We start from the raw sequence: 25,233 nt of genomic DNA on the forward strand, positions 1-25,233 counted from the left end.
ATGTGACTAAAGAATAATAAGATTAGCTATATTGCTTAAATCTCCTAATTCCTTCTGAGCATTACCTGGCAATATCGAATCCAAAGCGAATGCATATAAATATTTTGTTTTATCTTCCAAACTATGAAAGTTGTTAATTTCCACATCATATTGTTTAAAGATCCTGCGTAAAACAAATTCAAAGTCAGCTCTTTCTGAAATCGCAATAACAACTGGCAATGGCCCCTGCAGATTTAAGCTAAATCCATCAATTTCAACATTTTTGACTTCAATCAACCCACCACCGACCGAAACACCCATTACTCTAATACTTCGACTTTCATCCTCTGCATATACATCTGCCGTATTTGGATGACCAGCAGGACTATTACCCAATTGTTCAATAAAGGTAATGTCAATTCCCTTAGACTCTGCTATTTTAATAGCATCTGGCACTTTGCTGTCATCAGCAGCTAAGCCTAATATACCAGCAATAATTGCAAAATCAGTTCCGTGACCTTTATGGGTTTCAGCAAATGATTCATAATACTTTACCACAACTTTTTTAGGAAGACCTTGAAATAATTTATTAGCAACTGTTCCAATAGCCAAAGCACCTGCAGTATGTGAACTTGAAGGGCCTATCATTATGGGCCCAATCACATCAAAACAACTTTTGTATTTAACAATCTTTTTTTCTTTAATAGATGCTACATTCATGTTCATATAAGCACCCCCATAATTTATTATTTTTAGCTGTAGTTGAATCTAAGTTATTAGAATGATCGATTCAAAACAAGTTTTGTTTGATAACGCTTTCTTTATTGAGTTGAATAAACTTCCCTTCTAATCCGCTATCCTCCGTATAGTAATCATATCAGTATGTCCAATTTTAAAAAATTACTGGCAAGTTCTTTAGAATTTTTAATCCAAAACGAGGTTTGATATTTTCTCTAGAGGTAATAAATTGTGTCTCGACGCCCTCATTATAACTTGTATATTTATAAGTTTAATCTTTTTTTATTTTCAGAAAGATTGAATAGACAGAATTTTGAATAGGTAATAAATTACACTTAGTATGTAGCAATTGTGTCCTTTGTTTGAAGCTGTATTAGTTAGTAAAAAAGCAAAAATAACACAGAGTTCCTTTCATAAACACATTGATTATATTGAAAAATCATTATAAAGATACTTATATTGTCTTTTGTTTGAACATCTTATTTTGAACGGGAAACCTGTTGCAATAAATAATTCATTCATATGAAAAGGAATACATTATAAAATTTAAAAACGTTTCAGTATATTAATTATACATTTTGTATAAATATTAATTATCAAAAAAAACTAACTTCTTATTAGGATCTTAACATAAAGGATACATTCCAAATAACAATGGAAATTCTGCTTTATCAATTTCTTTATACGTTATATTTCCCTCTTTACCTGCAACAGCAACTTGTACTTTTTCATTTGTTTTCACATCCTCTGCACCTATTGCACCACCCGCCAATAATCCTGTACTTAACAGACTATCGTGAACGAAAGTTAGAGAGTTATGGAACAAAATATAATGTGTATGTACATACATTTCTTTTAAAAGAAGTTTTGTAGTATGCAACTGAATTAAAAAAATATAGATTTTTATGACTCTTTTTAGGGGATATAGCAAAGTGGGATCTTTTATATGCACATTGCTATACCGAACTAGATTTCAGTATAGTATTTTTTTGCAACTCATTGATTTTTACCAAACACGTATAAAAACCAACAATATGAAAATAAACGACTGGCTAAAATTTTACTTTCAATAAAATAAAAAAGAACCTGCAAATTTGCAGATTCTCCTGATAATGATTTATATGAGTAAGACTCGGAAATATAATACAATGATTCAAAAATAAGTTCAAGTAAATTCAAAGAACCCGCTGGAGTTCGAGTTCTTTCAGAAGTGATGATGTTTTCTAGGCTTAGCAAAGTGAGAAAATACAAGAATATAATACATCGAGATTTAGAGAATTTCAATATTTAAATTAGAGGTTATTTTAATGTGATGTAACATCAGCATTTTGAAGGAATAGCAATGAATACCTTATACATTCCCAGTCTACATAACGCTTTATTATCAGTAGAAAGAAAAAGGAAAATCCCTACTTTCACAATAAATCCGCCTTGCTACTCTATTCATTTTTTGATACATTCCTATCCACCGTTTTAGGCTTCTCTTTTGTACTGTGTTAGCCGAAAAATTGTATAAATCATAATTCGTTTTTCTTCCACCTGTTTCACCCTTTTTACACCCTAGTTTTACAAAATAAGAAGTCATCAAAACTTATATTTATTACTTTCTGTTATCTCCTCTCTCTTGTTCTATGCATAGTCTATCTAAATTTTTATTAGCTACTAAAAAAAAATTTACAGGACGATTAAAAAAAGCCAAGTGCATTGCACTCGGCTTTATGGTCGATTAAACAATTTTACTTCAGACGTATTAAACTGATGTAGATAGTCTTTAGTAGAAGTATAACCTGAATTCATGAGTGTTTTCTTTTCTTCTTCTGTGATATCAAAATTAAACGACGACGTAAAGAATGTATTAATAAATACAGTGCGGGCAGCATCTTCTTTGGTGGTTTTTCCGCTCTCATGACCTTTAATCATGGTTTGAGACAAATTCCATGCAAAATGAATAAGAGAATGGCCAATATGATGTTCTGTTGAAGTTGCGATATGTTTTAACATGGCAACCTCCGCCTGAGATTCTAAACGGAAACCAAGTGTTTCTTTGTTGTAGACAATTTCATCTGTAGGATCAAAGAAAGATGCATTGTATTTCGTGTGTAAGCTTCTTAGTGTAGAATGATCCTCTATATTGCTTATCAGTTTATTAACCTCGTCAATCGTATCTGTGGTCGTGAAGTGTTCTTCTTTATTCACAAAACTTTTCCGATCAAATAAACGAATTGGGTAGTTATCGAGTACACCTCCGTCTACATAATAATCTTTATCCCATTCCACAGATTTAAAAAAGAATGGGATGGACATCGAAATCCGCACAGCAACTACTAACGGGACATCAGGTGTCGTTTCGCGAGAAAACGTACGAAGTTGGTGTGTAGAAACGTTCGTTCCTTGAAAAAACACGTCTTTTCCTGTTTTGTCATACAACTGCTGAAAAGTTGTGTCCTTACTCCCTGTCCACTTTTCAACGATCTTTCCTACCCACTCAGTGAAGAAATCCCCTTTATAGATACCAAAACCATCAAAAAACAAACGAATGTTATCTTGTACAATCGAAAAATCATCATCTTTAAACGCTTTGAAATTCATGTCTTTGTGGATTTTCACAAGATCTGCGAATGGAATGGAAAGACCTAAAAGTAATGCAGTAATCGCTCCAGCTGAAGTCCCCCCAAATCGTTGTATTTCTGGTAAAATCCCTTCTTCATTTAGTGCACGGATAGCACCTATATAAGCGCTTCCCTTTACCCCGCCACCTTCAAATACTAAGTTACGAAATGGATATGCCATTATATACCTCCAATCAAGAAATTTTCGATCTGTTATAGTATCGGAAGTATATTGAAATATATTCCAAATGGTATTAAGAAAGTTTCATGTCCTCCGATACGTATGGCCGAATTATCTTTATTCAATGGATAAATTGTTTGAAAGGGAAGAAATTTGCTTGAAATGGTAATTTAGTTGGATAGGAAACAGGAAACGGAGCGCATCTTTGGATGCACTGAATAATATCCCCTTTTGAAATCGTATATAACGTAACTTCTTTTCCGATGCATTCTCCAAGTAAAATCACGAGTAAGAAATCAAGGAACAATCTACATTTCATAAATCCCTCACTCTCTTTAACATACAATCCAGTGAAATAATTTGTTTCAAATACGTAGAAATATGGTTTAACCAGCAATCAATGATCAGGTCTTCTTACCCTAAGTAAACCTAAATCTGTTTGTCTCCATACAGAAAGTGATAAATAGTTTTGTTTCTATTCAAATAGTACAATATATGCAAAATTACATATCTAATTAATTGCTTTTAATGTTATATTTTAATAGCGATGAATGCTATTATTTCATAAGTTGTCAACAAGCGTTATGTATGTATGAGAAAAAGGAAGGAGCCAAATAGGCCCCTTCCTTTTTCTACTAATTAACTAAATTACTCTCTGGTAAAAATTTAAATAGTAATGCTCATTTATAGACGTCTGATTATGCATTAAACATGCTAGCTTTGCTTGCTGTCGGAAAAATTAAAGACGATAGTCAAATATGTCCTTTCATTACTTTATATTGAAATAAATAATGATTCAAAGTTATTTTGTGAAAATTACACAAAAAATACCAATTCGTCGTTTACCTAACAATAGATAATATAGATAAAGAAAAAATACTAAAGGATATCACAGTGTAGTAGTCTCTAGTATCTTTTCATAGTATTTTAGCGGCTATGCAATACGGAGGGATAAAAAAAGGACCTCTTACGGAAAGATAAGAGGTCATCAAAAAGATAAAAATGTTGTATTTGAAACACGCGAGTTTCTAATTCACATCATAACACAATATATTTATATATTCAATATATACATTAAAGATAAGTAATGTATGTTCAAAAAACACATGGAATATTAATTTGTAACAGTATATATTTTCCTCTTTTATTCTATTTCTTCTACAATGCCGTGATTGTAACAAATATCCCTCTTTCTTTTTTGGATGATTACGAATAAAAATACTACATGTTTTCTGTCTCACTTGGAATAAAGCATCATGGTAAAAATACAATGCTGACAAGTAAAATACTTAATACAATCAACCCTATCCCTAACATCATCCATTCACCCTTTTTAGAATTTTAAAATTTAGCCCTTCACTTTCATATACTTCTCTTTTACATGAGCCAATAAGTCCCTCAGCTTATTCTCTGAAGGGTGTTCTTGATTTTCTGGAACTTCTCTGCCATAGGATGAAAAGTTTTGTGAGCATGCACTAGTTGTTACTTTCAATTTCGCGTATGAGGATGTACGCTCATCATAACTGGATTACGTCTTCTTGGGGATAAAGGGGACAGGAAAGTTGCTAAGCTAGCGTAAGGTGCTAAATTCCCTCAAATTATCTCAAAATTTGGATACTCATTTAATATTTCTATACTCTCCAACTTATAACAAAACACATCGCAAAATATTTTTACGATGTGTTTTAAAAGGGAAATCATCATCAAGTTTTTCACCCATATTTTTATAAGGAGTTTTACCATTGAGGATAAACGCCTTCATTTCAAAACAGTTCTTTTCATTTGTATACGATATGTCTCACACATATAGTATACAAATTATTACACTTACTTTTCTTCACCGCTTGCTTGCATGGAATTAAAAGTCCAATTTAATTTCAACGCATCTCCTTGTACAGCTTTTGCTTGTAATTTCTCACCATCTACTTTTGTTAAGCGGAACGATGGAATAGATGCAGTACTTTCCCCAAGATAACTTGTAATTTCACCATCTACATTGTTATATACGATTACTGCCTTTGCGCCTGCTTCCTTAGCATGCTTAATATTTATTGAAGAAAAGGTGATGCATACAATAATCAAATCTAATTAACATATTATTTAATTATCGGTAGCGAGATTAAAGAGACTCCCTACTCTCAGGAAGGGACCTCCAATTCATATTATTCCCCCTATTTCTATGTTTCTTATTTGATTCTAATTAACTAACTGATTAGGGTTATTGCAAATCAAAATAATAAAACCACATCTCCAATTATTAGATAACTATCTAATACATTGGAGGTGCGGTTCACTTAGGTCATTGATGTTTCAGCTATTCTCTTTATTTGAAAATTACATCTACCATATTAATTTAATATTATATTCCTCAAGCCAACTATTAACTTGAAGTAAATAATCTATTATACCTCGTGCATCATTACCTGAAATTACTTCGTCTTTTCCTTCTGCAATAGCACGAACTCTTTCTACATTAATTAATGGCAAAATAGGTGATTCAGGATTGTTCAACACATGTAACATCCAATCACTAATACCTTGTAGATAAGAGGCATCCTTAGTGCTTGGATATGCACTTTTTTTGCGATAACGTACATCCTCTGGAAGTACATTTTCAAAAGCTCTACGTAAAATACCTTTTTCAATATTGTCTATGCTTTTCATTTCGAATGGGACATTCCATAGGTATTCTACAAGTCGATAATCGCAAAATGGAACTCGTACTTCAAAGCCATTCATCATACTTGTGCGATCTTTTCGTTCTAGCATAAATGGCAAGAAACGTGTAATAAACATGTAAGACATTTGACGTTGCTTCATTTGCAGATCACTTTCACCTTCTAAAAAGGGAACCTCAGCAACTGCATCTTCAAATTTTTGTTTTTGATATTTTTCAGGGCTAATCTTCGCTTTAAAATCCTCTGATAAAATTTCTGTACTATACCATAAATTAACACTCCAAGGGAATATCTCTGCATCTAGAAACTTCTCTTGATGGAACCATGGATATCCTGAGAATACTTCATCTGCGGATTCGCCTGAAAGTGCAACTGTTGCATCTTTTTTCATTTCCTTAAATAACAAATAAAGAGACGTTTCTAATTCTCCAACTCCAGGTAGATCACGCGCTCGCATTGGAGTTAATAAATGCTCTATTAAACTATCTGATCCTAACTCTATAGAATGATGCTTTGTTCCTACATATTCAGCCACACGTTTCACCCAAGGTTCATCACGATCAAAACGAAGGAAGTCTTGCTCAAAATCTTTTTCATCATTGATGAAATTCAGGGAATATGTATGAAGACGTTCCCCCTTATTCCCAAATTCGTTTCCTGCTAAACCTGTTAAACCACTGGAATCTAAACCTCCAGAAAGCATAGATACCACTGGTTTATCAGCAATTAACTGACGTTTTACCGTATCTTGTAAAATGGAACGGATTGTCTCAACTGTTGTATCAATATCATCTACATGTTCTTTACTTTCAAGTTTCCAATACTGTGTCGTAGTCGAGCCATTAGAGGTAAACGTCATGTAATGCCCAGCACGCACTTCATGTATATCCTTGAAAATAGCATGACCAGGAGTACGTGTTGGCCCAAGACAAAATATTTCAGAAAGTCCTTCTTTATCTACCTCTGCATCTACAAATGGATGCGAAAGTAAAACTTTTAACTCTGAACCAAAGAGAATTGCGCTTCCCCTTTGAGCAAAAAATAAAGGCTTCACACCTAGATGATCACGACCAAGCATCAATTTCCCAAATCTTTCATCCCAAATACCAAAAGCAAAAATCCCATTTAGATGTTGAACACAATCTTCTTGCCATTCTAAGTAAGCATGTAGTAATACCTCTGTATCCGACTTGGTCTGAAATTTATGACCTTTCTCCTCAAGTTCTTTACGTAATTCTTGATAGTTATAAATTTCTCCATTGAACGTAAGGCCAATCATATCATTTCCATCTTTATAGAGCATAGGTTGAAGGCCACCTTCAGGATCAATGACGATGAGACGTCGATGACCTAATGCCGCTCGTTTTGAAAACCAATGCCCCTCTGCGTCAGGTCCTCGGTGAATGATAGCATCTGTCATTTTTTTTAACGTTTCTTGTTCATTAGACAGGTCTTTAGACCAGTCTATCCACCCTACAATTCCACACATAGTGTCTACCTTCTCTCAAATAGTATAGAAACCGACTAAAATCGAATATCAGTCGGTTTTCCGTAAAAAATCCGACTAAAAACATCTTTTAGTCATGTTTATATAATAAAATGAATTGAATAAAAAATCAAATAATTCAATCAAGAAAGAAATCATCGTCCGATTAAAAAATTATTACCTTAAACTTTCATTTTTATCTTAAGTGATACAGTTGCATTCTATTATAGTTATATACTAGAAATAAGAATGGTGTATGTTATTCTATAAGAAGCAAATAGAGGACTTTCTATTAGGAGTTACAAAATTACAAATGAACTAATACAGAATGTAAAGATAGAAAACTTCGCTAAATATTTCAAGGATAGGGTGTAGACAATGATCAAATTAGAAAAAGAAAATAAAAAAATGAAAATCATTCAATCTGCCACAATACTGTTCTCTACGCGTGGTGTCCGTAACACAACGGTTGATGAAATTGCAAAGACAGCTAAAGTTGGTAAAGGTACTATTTATTATTACTATACAGATAAAACTGAAATATTATGTGACTGCTATATGCGTCATATTCAGCTCAAACGCTCACAATTATTTAATTTATATAAAGAAGAAAAAGATGTTTTACTTAGAATACAAAAAATTCTTCATTATATCAGCCTAGAATATCATCAAGATCCGTTTGTTTCTACACTCTTTCAAGAATATAAAGAGTACCATTCACCTGAAATTACAACTTGTTTTAAACAATCTGAAGAAGAAGCAATTAACATGATAAGTAATTTGCTCGAAAAAGGTTATCAGCAAGGAGCTTTGCATAAGGTACCATTACCGCTTACAGCTTTTATGTTAGTACGAATGATTTTTAACTACGAACAGGATTATATAAAAAATGATAAAAGTGATACAGAATTTCTGCAGTTGCTAAAACATATGCTTCTTAAAAACTAGTTTTAACAACAAAAAAATAATTGTGGTACAAATATATGAAGAAGAACGTGAATAATGAATGGTTTAATAAACTCTTTTCATTCTGGCCAAACATACGAAATATCCAACGCTTATGTAGAAATGAATGAAAAAATCATATAAATTTTTCTAAAATTAGAAAGCCTATACTTAAATCTACAATAAAATAGTTCAGTAAAAAGAGCGTGTTTTCATCTATCTAAACACGCTCTTACAAATATTTAAACCCTATATGAATTGCTTATTCCATTCTGATTTTCTTTTAACTAATATATCTCTTTATATACGATTATCATGCCAAAAGTTTATTGGAAAATGATTGTTCTCATCATAAGCTTCAAATTCGTACCCTTTTTCTTTTAACCCTTTTATAATTACTGGAACTGCCGCGACAGATTGTGGATGAATATCGTGCATTAAAACAATTTCCTTTGAAGACGTCGCACCTGCTAAGACATTTTGAACAATCTTTGCAGCTGCTACATCAACGGGTAATTTATTGTATTTCCAATCTAAAGAATCAATTGTCCAATCCCATACTTTCAAATTATTTCCTACCACTTCATTTCGAAGTGATTCATTTAAGCCAGGCATTGATCCATATGGTGGACGTGTTAATTTCGGTGTGTATCCAATAACGTTTCTAATTAAAGATTGATCTTCTTTCATTTCCTTCACATATTCCTGATTGGTGTATAGCTTTTTAAAAACATGTGTCATACTATGCATGCCCACATAATTGTTTTCTACATGCTCTCGTTTCACTAAATCTGGGAACCTTTTCACATTATCGCCAATTAAAAAGAATGTTGCTTTCACATCATTTTTCTTTAGTACATCTAATAGATTAGCTGTATATTTTCCAGGTCCATCATCAAAAGTTAAATATGCAACTTTTCTTTCTTTACCATCAAAACGATTAGGTATCAATTTTTTTAATTCATTTTTAGGTAGACTGCTCACTTGCTGAACACTATTTGCCTCTTCCGCATTTACCAGCTTAGGATTCGTAATAGATTGAAACACGTAATACCCTATTGCTACTAAAGTAATAGCCAACAATACACTTATAATTCTCTTTTTCTTAAGCTTAATTTTCATATTATAATCTTCTTTCTATCTTAATAATAATCTGTATAGGTGAAAATTAGTGCCCTGCACTAGCGTTCATGGCATTTCCTATAATAGTCAGAACTACTGGAAATAATACTGGTCCTAAGGTAAGGACAATGTTTAAAATTATAATAAAACTATATAGTAAGCTATAATTTTTACTATTATGGTTTTCAAATACTAGGATGACTAATGTTATTATAGTAATTAAATGTAGTAATAAAATTATCAACCAATAATACATCATTATAGTAAGATTCCACTTTCCTAATAGTTGGTATGTTACCCCTATTATTATCCCTAATATAGTAGCATTAAAGGAAATAAACAAAGTTCTTTTTAGTATTTTAGGAAATGTTTTGTGATCCACAGTTTTATTATATAAACCGATTAAAATGCCCAAAGATAGATATGCCAGTAATAGCCCTACCCAATTCCAGATCCAATCTTGATCCCCCATTAAATTAAACAAAAGCGCAATGATCCCTCCTACTGCAAGAATCGAAGAGATCATAATACTATTTAAAGCTGATTTCATACTATTTTCACTTCCTTAAAAATTTTACAATACAGCATTGAAGTCTACTCTTAAGTTGTCCTTTACTTATTAGATTCCTTTTCATTAAAAATCTTTTATGGAAATCCCATCATATAATCCGGTCATCATACCTAATAGCATATACGGAGAATGGGTAGGCCCAGCAAAAATTACATGTACATGATCACATACCATAATTTTTAAACTGAATGAAACTCCACCAAATCCTATTCCACATGGTAGATATACAAATAGAGGATGCCATTCACCAACTTTTATTTGTATATCAATTATTCAGACGAGTATCAGCTACTGCATAACCTTAAAATAAATGCTTTGATTTTTCATCGTCAATCAAATAGCACATTTGATTCTTATTAACTTGTATTCTTCCTTCTTCTACTGCTTTATTATAGCCCGCTGTATATTTAAAAATAGTAACCCCTTTGTTTCTAATTAAATCTTTTTCCCATTTTTTCGCAGCTGCTGCCATATGTACATATGATGTTTTAAAATTAATAATAATTTATTATAATTAAGTATATATTAACAATATATTAAGTATAAGTAAATAAAATTAATAATAATTTAATTTTATTTGCTTATTTAAAGGGGATTACATATATGAACGATATTAATGTTGGTCACAAAATTAGGGCATTTAGAAAAGGGGCCGGATTAACCAGTAAACGTTTAGCAGAGTTAGCTGATATAACACCTTCCATGTTAAGTCAGATTGAAAAAGGAATCACAAATCCTTCATTACAAACACTAAAATTAATTTCTGTAGCACTAAATATTCCATTGTTTAACTTTTTCTTAGAGGATACCAATACAGAAGAATTAGTTGTAAGAGCTAACCAAAGGAAAAAAATAACTTTTCCTGAAAGCGGCAATGTTTCATATGAGTTATTATCTCCTAATTTAGATGGAGCACTAGAATTGGCTTTAATGAATCTGTTCCCTGAAACTGCTTCATCTATGGAGCCTGTGGCACATAAAGGGGAAGAAATAGCATTTATTATGGAGGGACAAGTAAAACTATATCTAAATGATGAGGTTTTACTTCTCAATACAGGTGATAGTGTTAAAATCCCACCTTATACAAAGCATAAATGGGAAAACACTTCTTTAAACAAAGTCACTGTTATATTTGGGGTAACTCCACCATCTTTTTAATTTCAAATACTAGCGAAGAAAAGTTAGAGAAAATAATTCTCTAACTTTTCTTGTATACTTAATTTTATTTTAAGAAATTAAAAAACTTGTCTCCCAATTATATGAGATTAAAATCTAAACGATTAAAACTAATGAAATAGATCTTTTTAATTACATACTTAATTTATTTTTTAATGTCCAATATTTTTCTCCATTAGCTTCAAAAGAGAATTCTACCCATCCATTTGGATCTTCACGATAAATAAAGATGGTTGTTCCAGGGGTTACTGTACCAACTTTATTCTCCTCGACAGCTACATCTGGTCTACTTTTAATTTTTAAATTAAATGGATAAGGTACCTGGTAGTAAGCAGCTGATGATACAACATTTGAGCTTGAACCGTCTGCATACATTTTATATGGAATTTCATTCGATAACGCGTCGACATCTAATGTTTCAGGATTCTTTGGTAATTTTTTTGCATATGTATAGTCTTCTACATGAAACGGTTTAATACGTTCCATAATACCCGCAATTTTCTTAGCCCAGCCTTTATCTGATGCATATTTCACATTCATGCCAGTTAATGTTGGGCCGTTATAATACATACCACTTTCTTCTAAATATCTTTCTCGTACATAATTAGCGTTATAAGCAATGCTATCCCCGTAGCTTGGTAAATATTTTGCATATTTAAACGGATCTCCATCATATGCACGTAGACCGAATAGATTATGTTTTTGATATGCGATTTCTGATTTTCCGTATCCAGATTCTAAAATCGCATGCGCTGCTAAATAATGAGCACTCACGCCATATTGATTTTGCGCATTGATAAAATCTTGCCCATGTCCAACTAAAGGACTATCCGAGTGATATTTCGCAATAAAACTATCAATCTCTTGAGCTGTAATTTTCGAAGCCACTGTTAAATTTAAATCTTCATATGAGGTAGCAGTAATAACCTCTTTTTCATCGTTTAAATTTTGTTGTAACATATCTGTTTTTGCAGTAAGTTGAGCAGCTTCAGCACGTGTTATAAATCTATTTGGTTGCCAACCGTTCTCGGTACCATTAGAGATTTTTAAATCTATTAAAATATTGGCATATTTTTCTCCCCAATGCCCTTTTAAATCTTCAAATCTAACCTGATCATTATGATTTGGTGTGCTTTGTAGTTTATATGCATTTACTAGCATCGTAGCCATAGCAGCGCGAGTTACTTTTCCGGATGGATTGAAGATTCCATTACCTTCACCTTTAACAATCCCAGCTTTTTCAGCAGCAGCAATATAAGGAGTAGCCCAGTGATTTTGTGAATCTGTAAAAGATGGTTTTGCAGTAGGATCAATTTGTATTCCTAAAACTTTTGTCATAATCTTTGTAGCCGAAGCTCTGTCTAAGGAGTCATTTGAACCAAAAGTTCCATCTGGATAACCATTTAATACCTGTTTATCAACTAAATAGTTAACGGATTTATCAGCCCATGTAGGAACATCAGGAAATTTATGAGTATCCGCTAAAATATTAGAAGAATAGGATAATATAGCTCCTGCAAGGATACCTGTTGCAATTAATTTGTGCTTCATTAAAATAAACACCTCTACCATTGTATTTATCAAATTGAAATTTTCTATTTTTATATTTACATGTTTGTAATAATAATAAAATTGTATTATCACGCATTCAATTCGATGTAACGAGTATAGTTACTTATATACATAAGTGTCAATGAATGTCTTTTACAAAATTGAATAATATTTACATATAATCAAGTTTCCGTGATCTTATAATTGACTTATGTATATGGTAGATTTAATAGTGAAATTCCCTTTTGGTAGTTTAAGTTTCTTGAATTTAATGCAGTGAATACTTAACCTATCTACTCTTAATAGTTTAGATTTTTGTCACAGGCAATTATTAAATAAATTTTTTATTTTCCTTAAGCTTAATTATTAAATGCTATTACTATAATTTTCAGTGCAGAATCAGTAGAAAACACAGATATACTAAAAACATGTTAATGTATTCTTAATAATAAAATATTTTTATAAATATATGCATATATTATAGTTTTTAATATAATTGGTTCGTCTGTTATTTCTTTTAATCCGTTTCATTAGGCAATTCCTCTATACAGAGAATTGCCTATCTTTTTAATTGTAGTCCTCCTACTATCTTTACAGGAGTAGCACCACGTCACCATCAACTTAAGAGGTTTTAATACCCCCAAGGAGCAAAAATTTGTTTCTTTAAAACTCATTAATTTTTGTTCAAAAAACTCCAAAGGTGATTTCTTTCCATCCATGCCCACATCCGTTCCCCCATATTGGGATAATTTCTAAACTCAAATACTCCAGCATTGCTAATCTTTTTTTGCATAAGTGATTCGATAATCTAAGTAATCAACAGCAATTACACGCTTAGCATTTTTCATCCAAGCAAATTTTTGTGGCATCAATCCAACAGGTCCACAATTAAGCACGATAACAGTATCCCCTGACTTTACATTTGCATTTATGACACTCCAATAGGGGTTCTGTAAAACATCGGATAAAAAAGAGGGACTCATCCTCCAGTTCACAAAATTACGGTATAACAAATAGAGTAAAGTTTCCAAATGGAACTTTTAAATACTCAGCTTGCCCACCTGGGTGATTACCAAATTTGCTGAATCAGATGCCATATTCATGAACCCAGCACATAATAGTTTTTGGATGAACTGACACACCACGTTCATTCAAAATTTCAGAGACATTACGCTAGCTTAAATAAAAGCGAAAATAGTAGCCGACGGCTACTATTTTCGTTTTGAGGAACATTTAATTTCTTAAGTTGATGGCAATGTAGCGGTACCCCTACTAATATTCTTGCTTTTAAATCATTTTCAATATATTATAATTATATACAAACATAGGGATTATAATATACAAAAAGGACTCAAATCTATTATTAAAATTTAAATCCTTTTCAAAGATAAAAAGATTCTATCACAACGTAATATAACTTATGCTTATCTTTTTAATATATATCTAGTAAAAACACATTTTTTATCAATAGAATTCTGTTTTCAATATAAATGGAAACTTTAAATAGAAGTTTATTAACTCTCGATGATAGGAGTTAGTGGTCTAGAACATAGAGAAACAAGGCACCGTACAAAGTAATCTGACAAACCTAAGATGTATTTTATATTGTTTGCTCATCTCCAGATACAATAAAAGAGCCTTACCTCTCTAGGCAAGACTCTACTAGTTTAATTGTATAATATTTACATGATAACTAAGAAACAGAAAACATATAACACCAAATAGCAGCACCCTATTATTCCTCCTACAGCTAATACCTGTTTAATCCAACTTTTAAGTTTTGGATTACTGTAAACTTTTTGCACTCTTTCCATATTTCCTCCTATTAAGGAGAACCCTTATAGACTCTCACCTTGCTATGGTACCATTAAAAAATGTCTAATAGAGGCATAACGTATAAATATGCAATATTGCATACAAAATTGTATTGTTATAGTAGAATAATGTGTTTTTCATTTTAAGGGCATTATAAAACTTTAACTTGATAGTAATGGGGTAACAATTGCGATTTAGAGATAAGATTCGATTATACAAAGACCACCCACCGATATGTGGGAGATGAAGAAAACACTTGCGAAATTGAAACGATTGAATTAAAGTGCTTGATATTAGTATGGTTAACAGAATATGAAATTCACTTAAAAAATCGTAATTTTAACTAAAAAATATCAAGCCCCCTCCTTTCTAGGACGGTCTTGGTATTTTTTACGTTCACATACAAATTATTATTTGTATTGCTGCATAGGTTCTCTTTTAAATTATATACGTCTACTTTACCATTGCTAAACAATTATTAATGTCTTCCATTTAATTGTACTAATTACCTATAACATGTTTTAAAAACTATCTTGGCTAAAATGATAAAAATAAAGAGAGATACTCGTCCATCTCTCAATAAGTACTGTTATTTTTAAATCATACCCTTTAATATTAACCCCAAAACCGACATAGTGATTGCACTAATAATAATTCGTAAAATCCAAGTTGTATTTATGCTAATCTTTTCTAATTGCTTATTAATTGTAGCTATGTCTTTCTCATTAATTGTTGTACGAGTTTCTAAATTACGAATATCTCGCATAATTTCTTTTTGTTCTGCTTTTAAACTGTCAATTTTCACATAAACATCTTCCAATGCATTCACACCCTTTTATAATCTTAATAAAGCAATCTTTACATGATATGAGACAACCTTATCCATGGTGAATTCATTGCAGGAAATTCCATACAAAACCCGTATTTTGTTGAAAATAAATACTCATTAAATGTCTTCTTGTTACAAACTATAGCTTACTAATCGTCTTAAGTATCACCATCTGACAGTTAATGTTCATGTTTATCCATCTCATATCCTTTTAGTTGTGTCCACATGACCTTATCGTCAATATACAGGACTTGCAGTAAGGTGGCGTTTTCCTTCATATATATCCCGTAAGCATCTACATCTACAGGCTTCAAGTAAAGAGTTCTATCGAACTCTAATTGATTAGACTATCTCCGCAGTCCTTATGGTTAGCAGCTTGATCGCTTCATTCTTTAGATTGATACTTGCGTTAATATCCTTATCATGATGTGTTTGACATGAAGGGCAAACACATTTACGTAGGTTGAGATTTTTAACGTCTTTATTTTGAGACCCACAACAAGAACATAATTGTCTGGAAGAAAATGTTTTAGATACGACAATGACTTGTTTTCCATACCATTTTGCTTTGTATTCTAACATGGCTCAAAACTGTGACCATGATACTTTACTAATTGCTTTTGCTAACTTATAATTCTTTAATATATTCGATATTTATAAATCCTCTATATTTATCTATGAAAATTTAAGTAATAAATAATTCAAAAAGTAAAATAAAAATACTACAATTAAAAACTTCCATTTGTTTCTTTTCGTTGGTTTTCCAGCTTGTTGTATATAAAAAAACAAGGCAATACCTGCCATGGTAATTAAAAATATTTGATAGTAATTAATCATCTGTAATACCCCCTCGATACAAAAATAAGAAGTCTCATTTTAAGAGACTTCTTATTTTTTAATACAAACGACATACATAGGCTAAACATACACAATAAAGTCAGGATGATGTACTTTATTGCTTTTTATCATAACATATAATTTATCTATAAATGCTAACTTAAATATGTACATTAACGCTTGAATAAATATGTACATTTTCAATTGGATTCTCCATACTGACTCTGAGGTGGTTAGTATGTATATTAAGCTAGATATTCAAACAGAATTTGAGGTTAAAAGTCTTTCAGACTTACCAAATTTTAAAAAACTAATGGGGAACTTAAAAATGAAGATAAATAAAAGTCAATTAGCCAGAGAATTGAATGTGGATCGGCGTACCATAGATAAGTATTTGAATGGTTTTACACCAAAAGGGACAAAAAATAAAACATCGAAAATCGATACATATTATGAAGTGATTGCAGCTCTTTTATCTAGTGATTCTAAACAAATCTTCTACTACAAACGAGTGTTATGGCAGTATCTAACAGACAATCACGGTTTAAAATGTTCACAGTCTGCATTTCGTGCTTATATTAATAGAAAGCCTGAATTTAGAACATATTTTGATGAGGGGAAGCGTATTTTATCAGGTCATTCAGTGGGTGTCCGTTATGAGACACCTCCAGGAGAACAAGCTCAATTAGATTGGAAAGAAAGCATACGATTTGAAACCAAAAGTGGCGAAATCGTATATGTGAATGTAGCTGTACTTTTATTGTCCTACTCGAGATTTAAAGTTTTTCATTTGAATATTTCAAAATCACAAAGTGTTTTAATGTCATTTATGACAGAGGCATTTGAAATGTTTGGTGGTGTACCGAAGGTAATTGTCACGGATAATATGAAGACGGTAATGGATGAAGCTCGAACAGAACACTTTACAGGAACGATTAACAATAAGTTTGCCCAATTCGCTCAAGATTTTGGATTTAAGGTACAACCTTGTATCGCAGGGCGACCAAATACCAAAGGGAAAGTAGAAGCGCCAATGAAACTTCTAGACGAAATTCATGCTTATCAAGGAAGATTCACTTTTGAAGAATTACATGAATTTGTGCAAAAATTATGTGCAAGAATTAATCAAACATTTCATCAAGGGACTGGTAAGATTCCAGTGTTTGCCCTAAAACAGGAAAAGAATCTCCTACAACCACTCCCGAAGAGCGCGATAAGAGATTCCTATATGATTAAGCATAAACTTGTAAAAGTTAATACATCAGGCATGATATCTTACAAATCGAATCAATACTCAGTTCCAGCTGAATATCAAGGTAAAACCGTCGGTTTACAAGTATATGATAATCAAATATATGTTTATCATAACATGAAGTTAATTGTACAACATAAAATCAGCCAATCTAAGCTCAATTATAAAGAAGAACATTATAAAAAAGCATTGGCTAAGTCACTACCTAAATATCCGAACATTGACAATTTGGCGAAACAAAATTTATCAGTAATTGGTGAGGTATATAGAAATGAAGAATAGCTATCAACAATTAACAACAAACCTAGAGTATTTAAAATTAAAACAAATGGCACAACATTTAGGTGACGTAGTCGATTTTAGCATTAATAATGAATTATCCTTCGTAGAGACACTTGTTAAACTGACAAACTATGAGATTGATGTACGAGAACAAAATATGATTCATTCTATGGTGAAAATGGGCGCATTTCCTCATAGAAAGGAGGTTGATGAGTTTGATTTCGAATTCCAGCCGAGTATTAATAAACAACAAATCTTAGATTTTATTTCTCTACGTTTCTTAGAGCAACAAGAAAACATAGTATTTTTAGGACCTAGTGGTGTTGGTAAGACCCATTTGGCCACGTCTATTGGTATAGCAGCAGCTAAAAAGCGAACAAGTACTTATTTTATTAAATGTCATGATTTACTTCAAAATTTAAAACGTGCCAAGATTGAGAATCGCCTAGAATCTCGTTTAAAGCACTATACAAAATACAAATTACTTATTATTGATGAAATTGGGTACTTGCCTATTGATCCGGAGGATGCAAAATTATTCTTTCAATTAATCGATATGCGTTATGAAAAGCGTAGTACCATCCTAACGACCAATATCAACTTCAAGTCTTGGGACGAAGTATTCCAGGACCCTAAACTCGCCAATGCCATACTAGATCGTGTCTTACATCATGCCACGGTGGTCAGTATTGTAGGACAATCCTATCGAATTAAAGATCATTTTAGCAAAGAAAATGATTGATTTTGTACATGCTTAAACAAGCGAAAATGTACATGTTTATCTTGACATTTACACACCGTCTACTAAACGTTTATTGAGATGTAAATAGATTGTAAAAGCTTCCTTATCATATTCCCAAGTTCCTTCAATATAATTCTTTTTATTTGGATACTCACCTTTACCATACGTTTCAAATGTCTTATCACCTTTTAAAATGAGTGACATATTGAAACCGTCTGTTCCTTGGAATCCCCAATTACCGATTAATTCCGTACCATCCTTCACATTCTTCATAACGTTATCTGTATTAATTCCAGCTTTCTTATCTAACTCTTTCAAATCTTTCATTGATACTGTACCGTCACCGATTTTAATATCCCCTTCAAGATCTTTGAATGCCTTAAGCCAGTAAATATCTCCTTCTTTCACTAGCTTTTCAGATTTCTCTATTAACTCTTTATCAGTCTTATCACCTTTTTCTCTTTTTTCTTTTCTGGTGAATACTTCATTTATTAAAGAAAAAGACTCTCTAAAATAACTAATTGCTTTTTCAAAATCTTTTTGTTGGTTTACATACTCTGTAGGGGGATCTATTGACTCAAATTTATCTAACACTTTATTTAATTCTTTCACACTATCTACTATATCTGATTTCTTTTTCTTACCGTCAAAAACCTCTCTTGTAATATTGTTATGCTCCGCAAACAACTTATCAAACTCTACTCCTAATTTATACACTTTATTAGGATAGTCTTCCTTTGAAACGTTTTCTTTCTTACTATTAGACTTCGATTCTTTTACTTTAGACTCTTCCGTTTTCTCCTGTTTAGAAGTGTTCGTTTTCTCAGAAACTCCACAACCAAATAACAACATGACCGGAACTGCTACCCCTAGTAGTTTCTTTGCATTCATGACTAATTTCTCCTTCTACTTGAATAGATTACTCTTACTATACCCATCCTCTTTTTTTATCTTGTAATTAAAGTTACAATCGCAATAACTCCTAAAATTGGTCCCCAATATTCCATTTTTATAAAAAATAGCGAGTGTTTTTTGTTAAACATAACTTTTTCACCAGTTTCGGTATCTATATAAACTTTCCCATCTGGCTTATTAATATATTTACCTAAATACCAAGACATAACCCCTGATATAATAAACATTACCGCCATTGGCCAACTATGGTCTTGAAAATATGTAGCGTCCCCCGTTATAGATCCAAAGATAGCCTTACCCAAAAGAGTATTAATAATTACAATAATTGCGACTAAAAAACCCCAACCAGACCAAATAATCATCTATTTCTCCTCCTAAAGCGTACAACTTTGTACTTTATGTTAATTTGAACTGCAAACGAAAATGTTTAAAAAACCGAATATTCAGACGTTAATAATTATATTTAGCTTACATTCGATTCTAACTTTAATGTCCTAAATGCAAATGAACCAGATATAATTTGTAAAATTGTCGGAATAAGTAAAAAGAATAATGACATAAACAACATAACTATAGGAATCACAATCATACAAACTCCATAAACTTTATTATTAACCTTGTTTACTAAACACGATAAAATGAACAACCCTATTTGAACCGTTAAAATAATAGAGTAATAAGCTAAAAGTTCGTAATCAACCCCTTCCATAATATTAAACGCTACAACTATTAATATTATGGAAATAATAATTCCCAAAATGCCACCAATTAAACCTAATACGAATTCAGGTGTTCTTTTCAATTCAATCCCCCTTTTATGAACCACTAACAACTTGTATATTTTTCCCATTCACCATCATACCAAATATTCACTGGAAAAACTATACATACTTTTCATTCTTCCTTACCTTACAGTGACCTTCTTACCATTATAGATAGCTTGTAGCAGTCACAAAATCAAAACCTTCAAAATTACTAACCGGTTTCGATACTTTTAGAAAGTAGACATACCCCTTGAATACAATTAGTATTAACACATGAAATACGAAAGGCTTAAAAAGGCTTTCACATGAAGAAAGGAAGTTGCACAACTATGGATTTTAAAACAGTTATGCAAGAACTTGAATCTCTAGGTAAGGAACGAACGAAAAAAATATACATATCTAACGGTGCGCATGAGCCAGTATTCGGAGTAGCTACAGGTGCTATGAAACCAATCGCTAAAAAAATAAAATTAAATCAAGAGTTAGCTGAAGAGCTTTATGCCACAGGTAACTACGATGCTATGTACTTTGCAGGTATTATTGCCGATCCAAAAGCTATGAGTAAGTCTGATTTTGATCGCTGGATAGACGGGGCATATTTTTATATGCTATCTGATTATGTAGTGGCAGTAACTTTATCGGAGTCAAATATTGCACAAGATGTTGCTGATAAATGGATTGCAAGTGGGGACGAGCTTAAAATGTCTGCCGGATGGAGTTGCTACTGTTGGCTTTTAGGAAATCGCAAAGACAATGAATTTTCCGAAAGTAAAATTTCCGATATGCTTGAAATGGTGAAAGATACAATTCATCATTCTCCAGAACGAACAAAATCCGCTATGAATAATTTCCTAAACACCGTGGCAATATCATATGTACCACTACATGAAAAAGCAGTCGAGATTGCAAAAGAAGTTGGTATAGTTGAAGTCAAACGTGATAATAAAAAAAGCAGTTTGTTAAATGCTTCTGAAAGTATTCAGAAAGAACTTGATAGAGGAAGACTTGGTTTCAAGCGTAAGTATGTAAGGTGTTAAAAGTATGAAGGTGTCAATGTAGGAGAGATTGACACCTTTTTTGTGGACATTACTAGACTAACGGAGCTGCAAGTTAAAGGGAACCAATCATTCATCTCCCACTATACATCTCAAACTTCTTCTTTCAATTTATATACCCTATCTCTTTTCTCATCATCTTTGATAAAAATAAGTTTTCCTTCTGTAACAAAACCTTCTAATAGTAAACATACTTGTCCATATGCTTTAGGCTTATTCGTAGTGAATCTTTCATCGGCTATTTTACCAGATCGTATTAATCGTTCACATAGCTCAAGCGCACTTATTTCTTCAGAATCAATTAATTCTAAAATATCTTTTTGTAATGGTGATAAAGGGGCTGGTACCTTACATACCTCAGCTACCTCCACCTTTTCTTTTTCTTCTTCAAATAAATCTTCAAATGAAATTTGATTCATTACACCTGTTCCTTTCTAACAATTGATTTATATAACATGAATTGAATTCTATAGGTACGAAAACTTTAAATATTAGTCATTGTTATGTAGTGCTTACCTCGTTACATGAATTTCAAACTCATGTACATCATTTCATATAGTATATTTTGATTATACCAAATATACGTTCTGTCTTCTATTGTAGAATTTTTATAACAGAAATGAAAGTAATAGTGAACATTTTTCTTCTCTTTAGTTGTATAGAAAACTATGTAAAAAGTTTACATAATAAAATTATAGTGATCTGTTAAATTTCTACGCAAAAAAGCACTTGTTGCCTTTAATTGACAATCAAGTGCTTTCAGTTCATATGTTTTTTTAGTAGCATAAATTTTGTAGGTCTTCGCTTGATTTTATATTACATCTTTCTATAAAAAACTGCAGTCCAATTATATCTAACACTTGGGCTACACTTCATATCAGACATTTTTTCATATAAATGTTCTTAGTATATTATTTTTGTAACTTTAAACTAGCAATTAACTCATCTAAACTATCCGAAATCTCTTCAAATGAACCTCGTTCAAAATCCTCCAATTCAACCTTACCACTTACATTATCTAAAACAACTATCAAACCGTTCCCCTCTACACCTATTGGAGTCTTATCAACCTTATTATGATTGTTTTTATACCCTTCTAAATTACTTTCGAAGGAATCCAATTCAATATTTGGTAATACAGGTTCTAGCCTAATATAATGATTACCAATAAATCCATCTAAATCAGCAAACCAATAAGAATTAAAATAATCATCAATTGAAGTGTGCAGTTTAATTTCAAATCTTTCCTCAATCTTCGTTAAATCATTCTTATTATTTTTTTCAATAGGTTTCCATGAAATTTCTTCTTCATCATCCATTTCACCCTGATATATAAATGAATCAACTTCTTCGTTATATGGCGTTTTAAATAAAAAATCTAACCCTTTATCAAAATATTCTTTTCTTAAATTAAAATATTTGCTCATAGCATCCTTCATTACCAAAATAATCACCCTTACTTTTCTAAGAATTTTTCTAATAGTTCAGCATATTTTTGGTCATTTCCCCAAACTCCTGCGCTTTTCTCAGCATTATGAATCCCTCCTAAACCTGGATGTAGCTTTGAGGGTACAGCCACAGCTTGACCTCCACCACCAATGTGATGATGTATTAAAGTGTCATTATATAATTCTTTTAAATCATATTGGGGAAAATGTTTTCTAAACGTTGGATTGTTTATAGGTGCGAATCCTAATTCTATTTTTTGTCTATTTGACCTATTAAACGCTTCTGGGTACTTCTCTAACATCTCTTTCCAATAAAAATCTTTATCGCGTAACCAACCCTCTGCATTGGTGTTTTTTTGCCCTTTACCAACATAGGGCATCTCAACAGTTAAGCGAGGATCCGCAGTATATTTAGCCTCTAGCTTACCTAAATCAGCACCACGATATGTTCTAATAGGATCATTAATATCACCTATCTTCTTAACCGTTTCACCCGTACCCTTACTAGCAAGAGAAGCCTCTACACCCTTAATCTCATCATCTATAATCTTATTACTTGCTGTATGATGCTTATTCACCCAGCTTTGTTTAGACGTTATTAAACCTTAGTCGCCACTTTCAAAACTTTTCGATTTGGCTGTCATATCATCTATGCTTTTTGCTGTTTTTTTCCAATCTTATCCCCTTATGAATTCTGGATTTCTCTATACTTAGCAAATTTGCAATAGCATAGGTAGTAGTTTATTGAACCTCTCTGTTAAATAACCGTTCTATTCTAAAATAAAAAGGGGTATCTCATAAGCAAGTGAAACCCGCCACTTATAAGATAGCCCTTTAATTTTAACGCTCTATTAATCATGTAATTTACTTAAGAACTCTGTGAATGTATTAGCAACAAAAAATACATTTTCTCTTGCGATTTTCTCTGCTTCTTCTGCCGTAATCCCTTCACTTTCCATCAGCGCTTCCTTTTCCCATGCATCTTCATGTTCCCAAAAAACAACAATTGGATTTTCTTCATGATTTTTATAATCAAAGCAAATTAAATTTCCTGCTGGATCAATTCCAAAAGGAATTACATCTCTAGGTAAGGTAGCACGGTAGTTATTATAATCTCTTACAATATAATCACTACTCTCCTCATCAAAAGAAAGTAATGCACCAAAAACTCTTTCTATTCCTTCAACATCAAAACAATATGGTATTACATTAGCCCCATGATTTACCTTTGCACACTCGATATAATCTTTTGGAAACTCAACTCCCAGTGATTGACCTATTTTCTCCACAAATTCTTCCGTAACCGAATCATCCGCATACTTCCATTCTAAATTCTTCATCTAATTCCGCCTCCCCATAATCTATTTCCACCTAAATGATTCACACTATGAACTTCTTTTATTACTAATTGCATTTTCCCCGGTATTTGATGATGATGCCATATTAATCCATCTATTCTAGGCAAACCATCATTTATTTGAGCTAACTGCTTTTTAGTGAATAATTCTTTTGAGATTTCGCCTTTCTCAATTGCTTCTTTTACCAATTTAGTACATTCCCTAAATTGATCTGTATCTTTCATAACATAGAAATCTTTCTCTAACTTTAAAGAAAACTTAACATCATCCCCTTTAAATATTGGGAATCCTAAAATATCAAAATCTACTCCTTTTTTCACATGTGTTCCTCCTGCTAAAGGCTTATTTAATATATTATTTTTCGTTTTAGTATTCAAATATGTTTCTGTTAGTTCTACAACTTCTTTAAACTCTTCAACACTATCATACCCAAATTCTTTGATGGTAGTATCATCTACTTGTTTTAAGAAATCTTCAACACTATCATATCCCTTAGGAACAATTGATCTATTAATCAAGTTTCCGTCTTTATCGTAATTATTTTTAATTACTTCGTCAATTTCAGATCTATGAACAGCGTTACCCGTACCCTTAACCCCACCACTCTCCAAATTCGAGATCCTACTCTGAATACTCGCTTTTTAGGCATCATGGGCTTCTTGGAATTTCCCGCTATAGTTCGTTCCAGTTCTAACGACACTTCCATCTGGCAGTATTTCTACACCTTTAACGAATGGGGTTACGGAGTCCGCACCTTTTGCTAGTTTAATTTCAATTATATAATACTAGGAATTTATGTTAGCCTTAATTCATAAAAAATTACTTCTTATAAATTTAATCCAAGTTTCTCGTTACCACATTTCTATATTATAACATTAACTCAATCGTATCTTTTAAAGC

At 32.0% G+C, this 25,233-nt stretch carries 22 protein-coding genes and 5 pseudogenes; 5 read left to right on the forward strand and 22 right to left on the reverse strand.

Annotation, left to right across the window (positions count from 1 at the left end):
- Window positions 1-6 precede the first annotated feature (6 nt).
- The 6 genes and pseudogenes from ACXKY9_RS15625 to asnB form a co-directional block, all read right to left on the reverse strand.
- A complete protein-coding gene (locus ACXKY9_RS15625; RefSeq protein WP_001057000.1) occupies window positions 7-705 on the reverse strand; it encodes a serine dehydratase beta chain in 699 nt (232 codons plus the stop codon).
- Window positions 706-1,342: 637 nt separating this feature from the next.
- Window positions 1,343-1,597: a hypothetical protein gene (locus ACXKY9_RS15630; protein ID WP_000557536.1), complete on the reverse strand. Its 255-nt coding sequence runs from the start codon at window positions 1,595-1,597 to the stop codon at window positions 1,343-1,345.
- A gap of 836 nt (window positions 1,598-2,433) precedes the next feature.
- Window positions 2,434-3,507 (reverse strand): patatin-like phospholipase family protein, encoded by a 1,074-nt coding sequence (locus tag ACXKY9_RS15635; RefSeq protein WP_000331137.1) that lies wholly within the window; start codon window positions 3,505-3,507, stop codon window positions 2,434-2,436.
- Between the two features lie 121 nt (window positions 3,508-3,628).
- On the reverse strand, window positions 3,629-3,826 hold the full coding sequence (locus tag ACXKY9_RS15640) for a hypothetical protein (RefSeq protein WP_000650125.1): 198 nt from the start codon (window positions 3,824-3,826) through the stop codon (window positions 3,629-3,631).
- A 1,532-nt stretch (window positions 3,827-5,358) separates the two neighbouring features.
- A pseudogene (locus tag ACXKY9_RS15645) lies at window positions 5,359-5,574 on the reverse strand (PA domain-containing protein); the annotation flags it as partial.
- Window positions 5,575-5,847: 273 nt separating this feature from the next.
- Complete coding sequence (gene asnB / locus ACXKY9_RS15650; RefSeq protein ID WP_000334322.1) at window positions 5,848-7,674, reverse strand: asparagine synthase (glutamine-hydrolyzing); 1,827 nt, start codon at window positions 7,672-7,674, stop codon at window positions 5,848-5,850.
- 375 nt (window positions 7,675-8,049) lie between these two features.
- Between asnB and ACXKY9_RS15655 the strand changes: the two genes are divergently transcribed.
- Complete coding sequence (locus ACXKY9_RS15655; protein WP_000593070.1) at window positions 8,050-8,619, forward strand: TetR/AcrR family transcriptional regulator; 570 nt, start codon at window positions 8,050-8,052, stop codon at window positions 8,617-8,619.
- Window positions 8,620-8,916: 297 nt separating this feature from the next.
- Here ACXKY9_RS15655 and ACXKY9_RS15660 read toward each other — a convergent pair whose 3' ends face one another.
- The 3 genes from ACXKY9_RS15660 to ACXKY9_RS15670 all read right to left on the reverse strand — a co-directional run bounded on the left by ACXKY9_RS15660 (window position 8,917) and on the right by ACXKY9_RS15670 (window position 10,781).
- Window positions 8,917-9,738, reverse strand: coding sequence for a peptidoglycan-N-acetylglucosamine deacetylase (locus ACXKY9_RS15660; protein WP_000694606.1), 822 nt, complete (start codon window positions 9,736-9,738; stop codon window positions 8,917-8,919).
- Between the two features lie 46 nt (window positions 9,739-9,784).
- A complete protein-coding gene (locus tag ACXKY9_RS15665) occupies window positions 9,785-10,288 on the reverse strand; it encodes a DUF3902 family protein (protein ID WP_000833544.1) in 504 nt (167 codons plus the stop codon).
- A 322-nt stretch (window positions 10,289-10,610) separates the two neighbouring features.
- Window positions 10,611-10,781, reverse strand: a complete 171-nt coding sequence (locus ACXKY9_RS15670) for a hypothetical protein (RefSeq protein WP_002101019.1) — start codon at window positions 10,779-10,781, stop codon at window positions 10,611-10,613.
- A gap of 131 nt (window positions 10,782-10,912) precedes the next feature.
- Between ACXKY9_RS15670 and ACXKY9_RS15675 the strand changes: the two genes are divergently transcribed.
- The gene (locus tag ACXKY9_RS15675; RefSeq protein ID WP_000997924.1) at window positions 10,913-11,467 is read left to right on the forward strand and encodes a helix-turn-helix domain-containing protein; all 555 of its coding nucleotides are present in this window, start codon (window positions 10,913-10,915) and stop codon (window positions 11,465-11,467) included.
- A 150-nt stretch (window positions 11,468-11,617) separates the two neighbouring features.
- Here the strand turns inward: ACXKY9_RS15675 and ACXKY9_RS15680 are convergent, their stop codons facing one another.
- The 5 genes and pseudogenes from ACXKY9_RS15680 to ACXKY9_RS15700 form a co-directional block, all read right to left on the reverse strand.
- Window positions 11,618-13,036 (reverse strand): S-layer homology domain-containing protein, encoded by a 1,419-nt coding sequence (locus tag ACXKY9_RS15680; RefSeq protein ID WP_000680988.1) that lies wholly within the window; start codon window positions 13,034-13,036, stop codon window positions 11,618-11,620.
- A gap of 674 nt (window positions 13,037-13,710) precedes the next feature.
- A pseudogene (locus ACXKY9_RS15685) lies at window positions 13,711-14,116 on the reverse strand (glutathione-dependent formaldehyde dehydrogenase); the annotation flags it as partial.
- A gap of 1,330 nt (window positions 14,117-15,446) precedes the next feature.
- Complete coding sequence (locus ACXKY9_RS15690) at window positions 15,447-15,671, reverse strand: hypothetical protein (RefSeq protein ID WP_000390477.1); 225 nt, start codon at window positions 15,669-15,671, stop codon at window positions 15,447-15,449.
- 351 nt (window positions 15,672-16,022) lie between these two features.
- A pseudogene (locus ACXKY9_RS15695) lies at window positions 16,023-16,334 on the reverse strand (zinc ribbon domain-containing protein); the annotation flags it as partial.
- Window positions 16,335-16,355: 21 nt separating this feature from the next.
- On the reverse strand, window positions 16,356-16,517 hold the full coding sequence (locus tag ACXKY9_RS15700; protein ID WP_000611668.1) for a hypothetical protein: 162 nt from the start codon (window positions 16,515-16,517) through the stop codon (window positions 16,356-16,358).
- 238 nt (window positions 16,518-16,755) lie between these two features.
- Here ACXKY9_RS15700 and istA point away from each other — a divergent pair, with 238 nt between their 5' ends.
- Window positions 16,756-18,051 carry an IS21-like element IS232 family transposase gene (istA, locus tag ACXKY9_RS15705; protein WP_000275580.1) on the forward strand — a complete coding sequence of 432 codons (1,296 nt, stop codon included), beginning with the start codon at window positions 16,756-16,758 and terminating at the stop codon, window positions 18,049-18,051.
- Window positions 18,041-18,793, forward strand: coding sequence for an IS21-like element IS232 family helper ATPase IstB (gene istB, locus ACXKY9_RS15710; protein WP_000798699.1), 753 nt, complete (start codon window positions 18,041-18,043; stop codon window positions 18,791-18,793). Before istA ends, istB begins: the two co-directional genes overlap by 11 nt.
- Window positions 18,794-18,844: 51 nt before the next feature.
- On the opposite strand, the pseudogene ACXKY9_RS15715 reads toward istB, so the two are convergent.
- From ACXKY9_RS15715 to ACXKY9_RS15725, 3 genes and pseudogenes are all read right to left on the reverse strand, one after another.
- Window positions 18,845-19,684, reverse strand: a pseudogene (locus tag ACXKY9_RS15715) (DUF3994 domain-containing protein); the annotation flags it as partial.
- 56 nt (window positions 19,685-19,740) lie between these two features.
- On the reverse strand, window positions 19,741-20,070 hold the full coding sequence (locus ACXKY9_RS15720) for a hypothetical protein (protein WP_000587855.1): 330 nt from the start codon (window positions 20,068-20,070) through the stop codon (window positions 19,741-19,743).
- Window positions 20,071-20,171: 101 nt separating this feature from the next.
- Window positions 20,172-20,510 carry a DUF4064 domain-containing protein gene (locus ACXKY9_RS15725; RefSeq protein WP_000831724.1) on the reverse strand — a complete coding sequence of 113 codons (339 nt, stop codon included), beginning with the start codon at window positions 20,508-20,510 and terminating at the stop codon, window positions 20,172-20,174.
- Window positions 20,511-20,801: 291 nt separating this feature from the next.
- Here ACXKY9_RS15725 and ACXKY9_RS15730 point away from each other — a divergent pair, with 291 nt between their 5' ends.
- On the forward strand, window positions 20,802-21,509 hold the full coding sequence (locus ACXKY9_RS15730) for a DNA alkylation repair protein (protein ID WP_000346352.1): 708 nt from the start codon (window positions 20,802-20,804) through the stop codon (window positions 21,507-21,509).
- A gap of 110 nt (window positions 21,510-21,619) precedes the next feature.
- Here ACXKY9_RS15730 and ACXKY9_RS15735 read toward each other — a convergent pair whose 3' ends face one another.
- The 5 genes and pseudogenes from ACXKY9_RS15735 to ACXKY9_RS15755 all read right to left on the reverse strand — a co-directional run bounded on the left by ACXKY9_RS15735 (window position 21,620) and on the right by ACXKY9_RS15755 (window position 25,103).
- Window positions 21,620-21,946: a DUF3895 domain-containing protein gene (locus ACXKY9_RS15735; protein WP_001071907.1), complete on the reverse strand. Its 327-nt coding sequence runs from the start codon at window positions 21,944-21,946 to the stop codon at window positions 21,620-21,622.
- Between the two features lie 492 nt (window positions 21,947-22,438).
- A complete protein-coding gene (locus ACXKY9_RS15740; RefSeq protein ID WP_002101116.1) occupies window positions 22,439-22,954 on the reverse strand; it encodes a SecY-interacting protein Syd in 516 nt (171 codons plus the stop codon).
- 29 nt (window positions 22,955-22,983) lie between these two features.
- The gene (locus tag ACXKY9_RS15745) at window positions 22,984-23,553 is read right to left on the reverse strand and encodes a hypothetical protein (protein WP_001032811.1); all 570 of its coding nucleotides are present in this window, start codon (window positions 23,551-23,553) and stop codon (window positions 22,984-22,986) included.
- A 273-nt stretch (window positions 23,554-23,826) separates the two neighbouring features.
- Window positions 23,827-24,315, reverse strand: coding sequence for an SMI1/KNR4 family protein (locus ACXKY9_RS15750; RefSeq protein ID WP_000792753.1), 489 nt, complete (start codon window positions 24,313-24,315; stop codon window positions 23,827-23,829).
- A pseudogene (locus ACXKY9_RS15755) lies at window positions 24,312-25,103 on the reverse strand (HNH endonuclease). The gene ACXKY9_RS15750 and the pseudogene ACXKY9_RS15755 overlap by 4 nt, the downstream one beginning before the upstream one ends.
- Between the last annotated feature and the right edge of the window lie 130 nt (window positions 25,104-25,233).

The organism is Bacillus sp. 2175 (assembly GCF_057812155.1).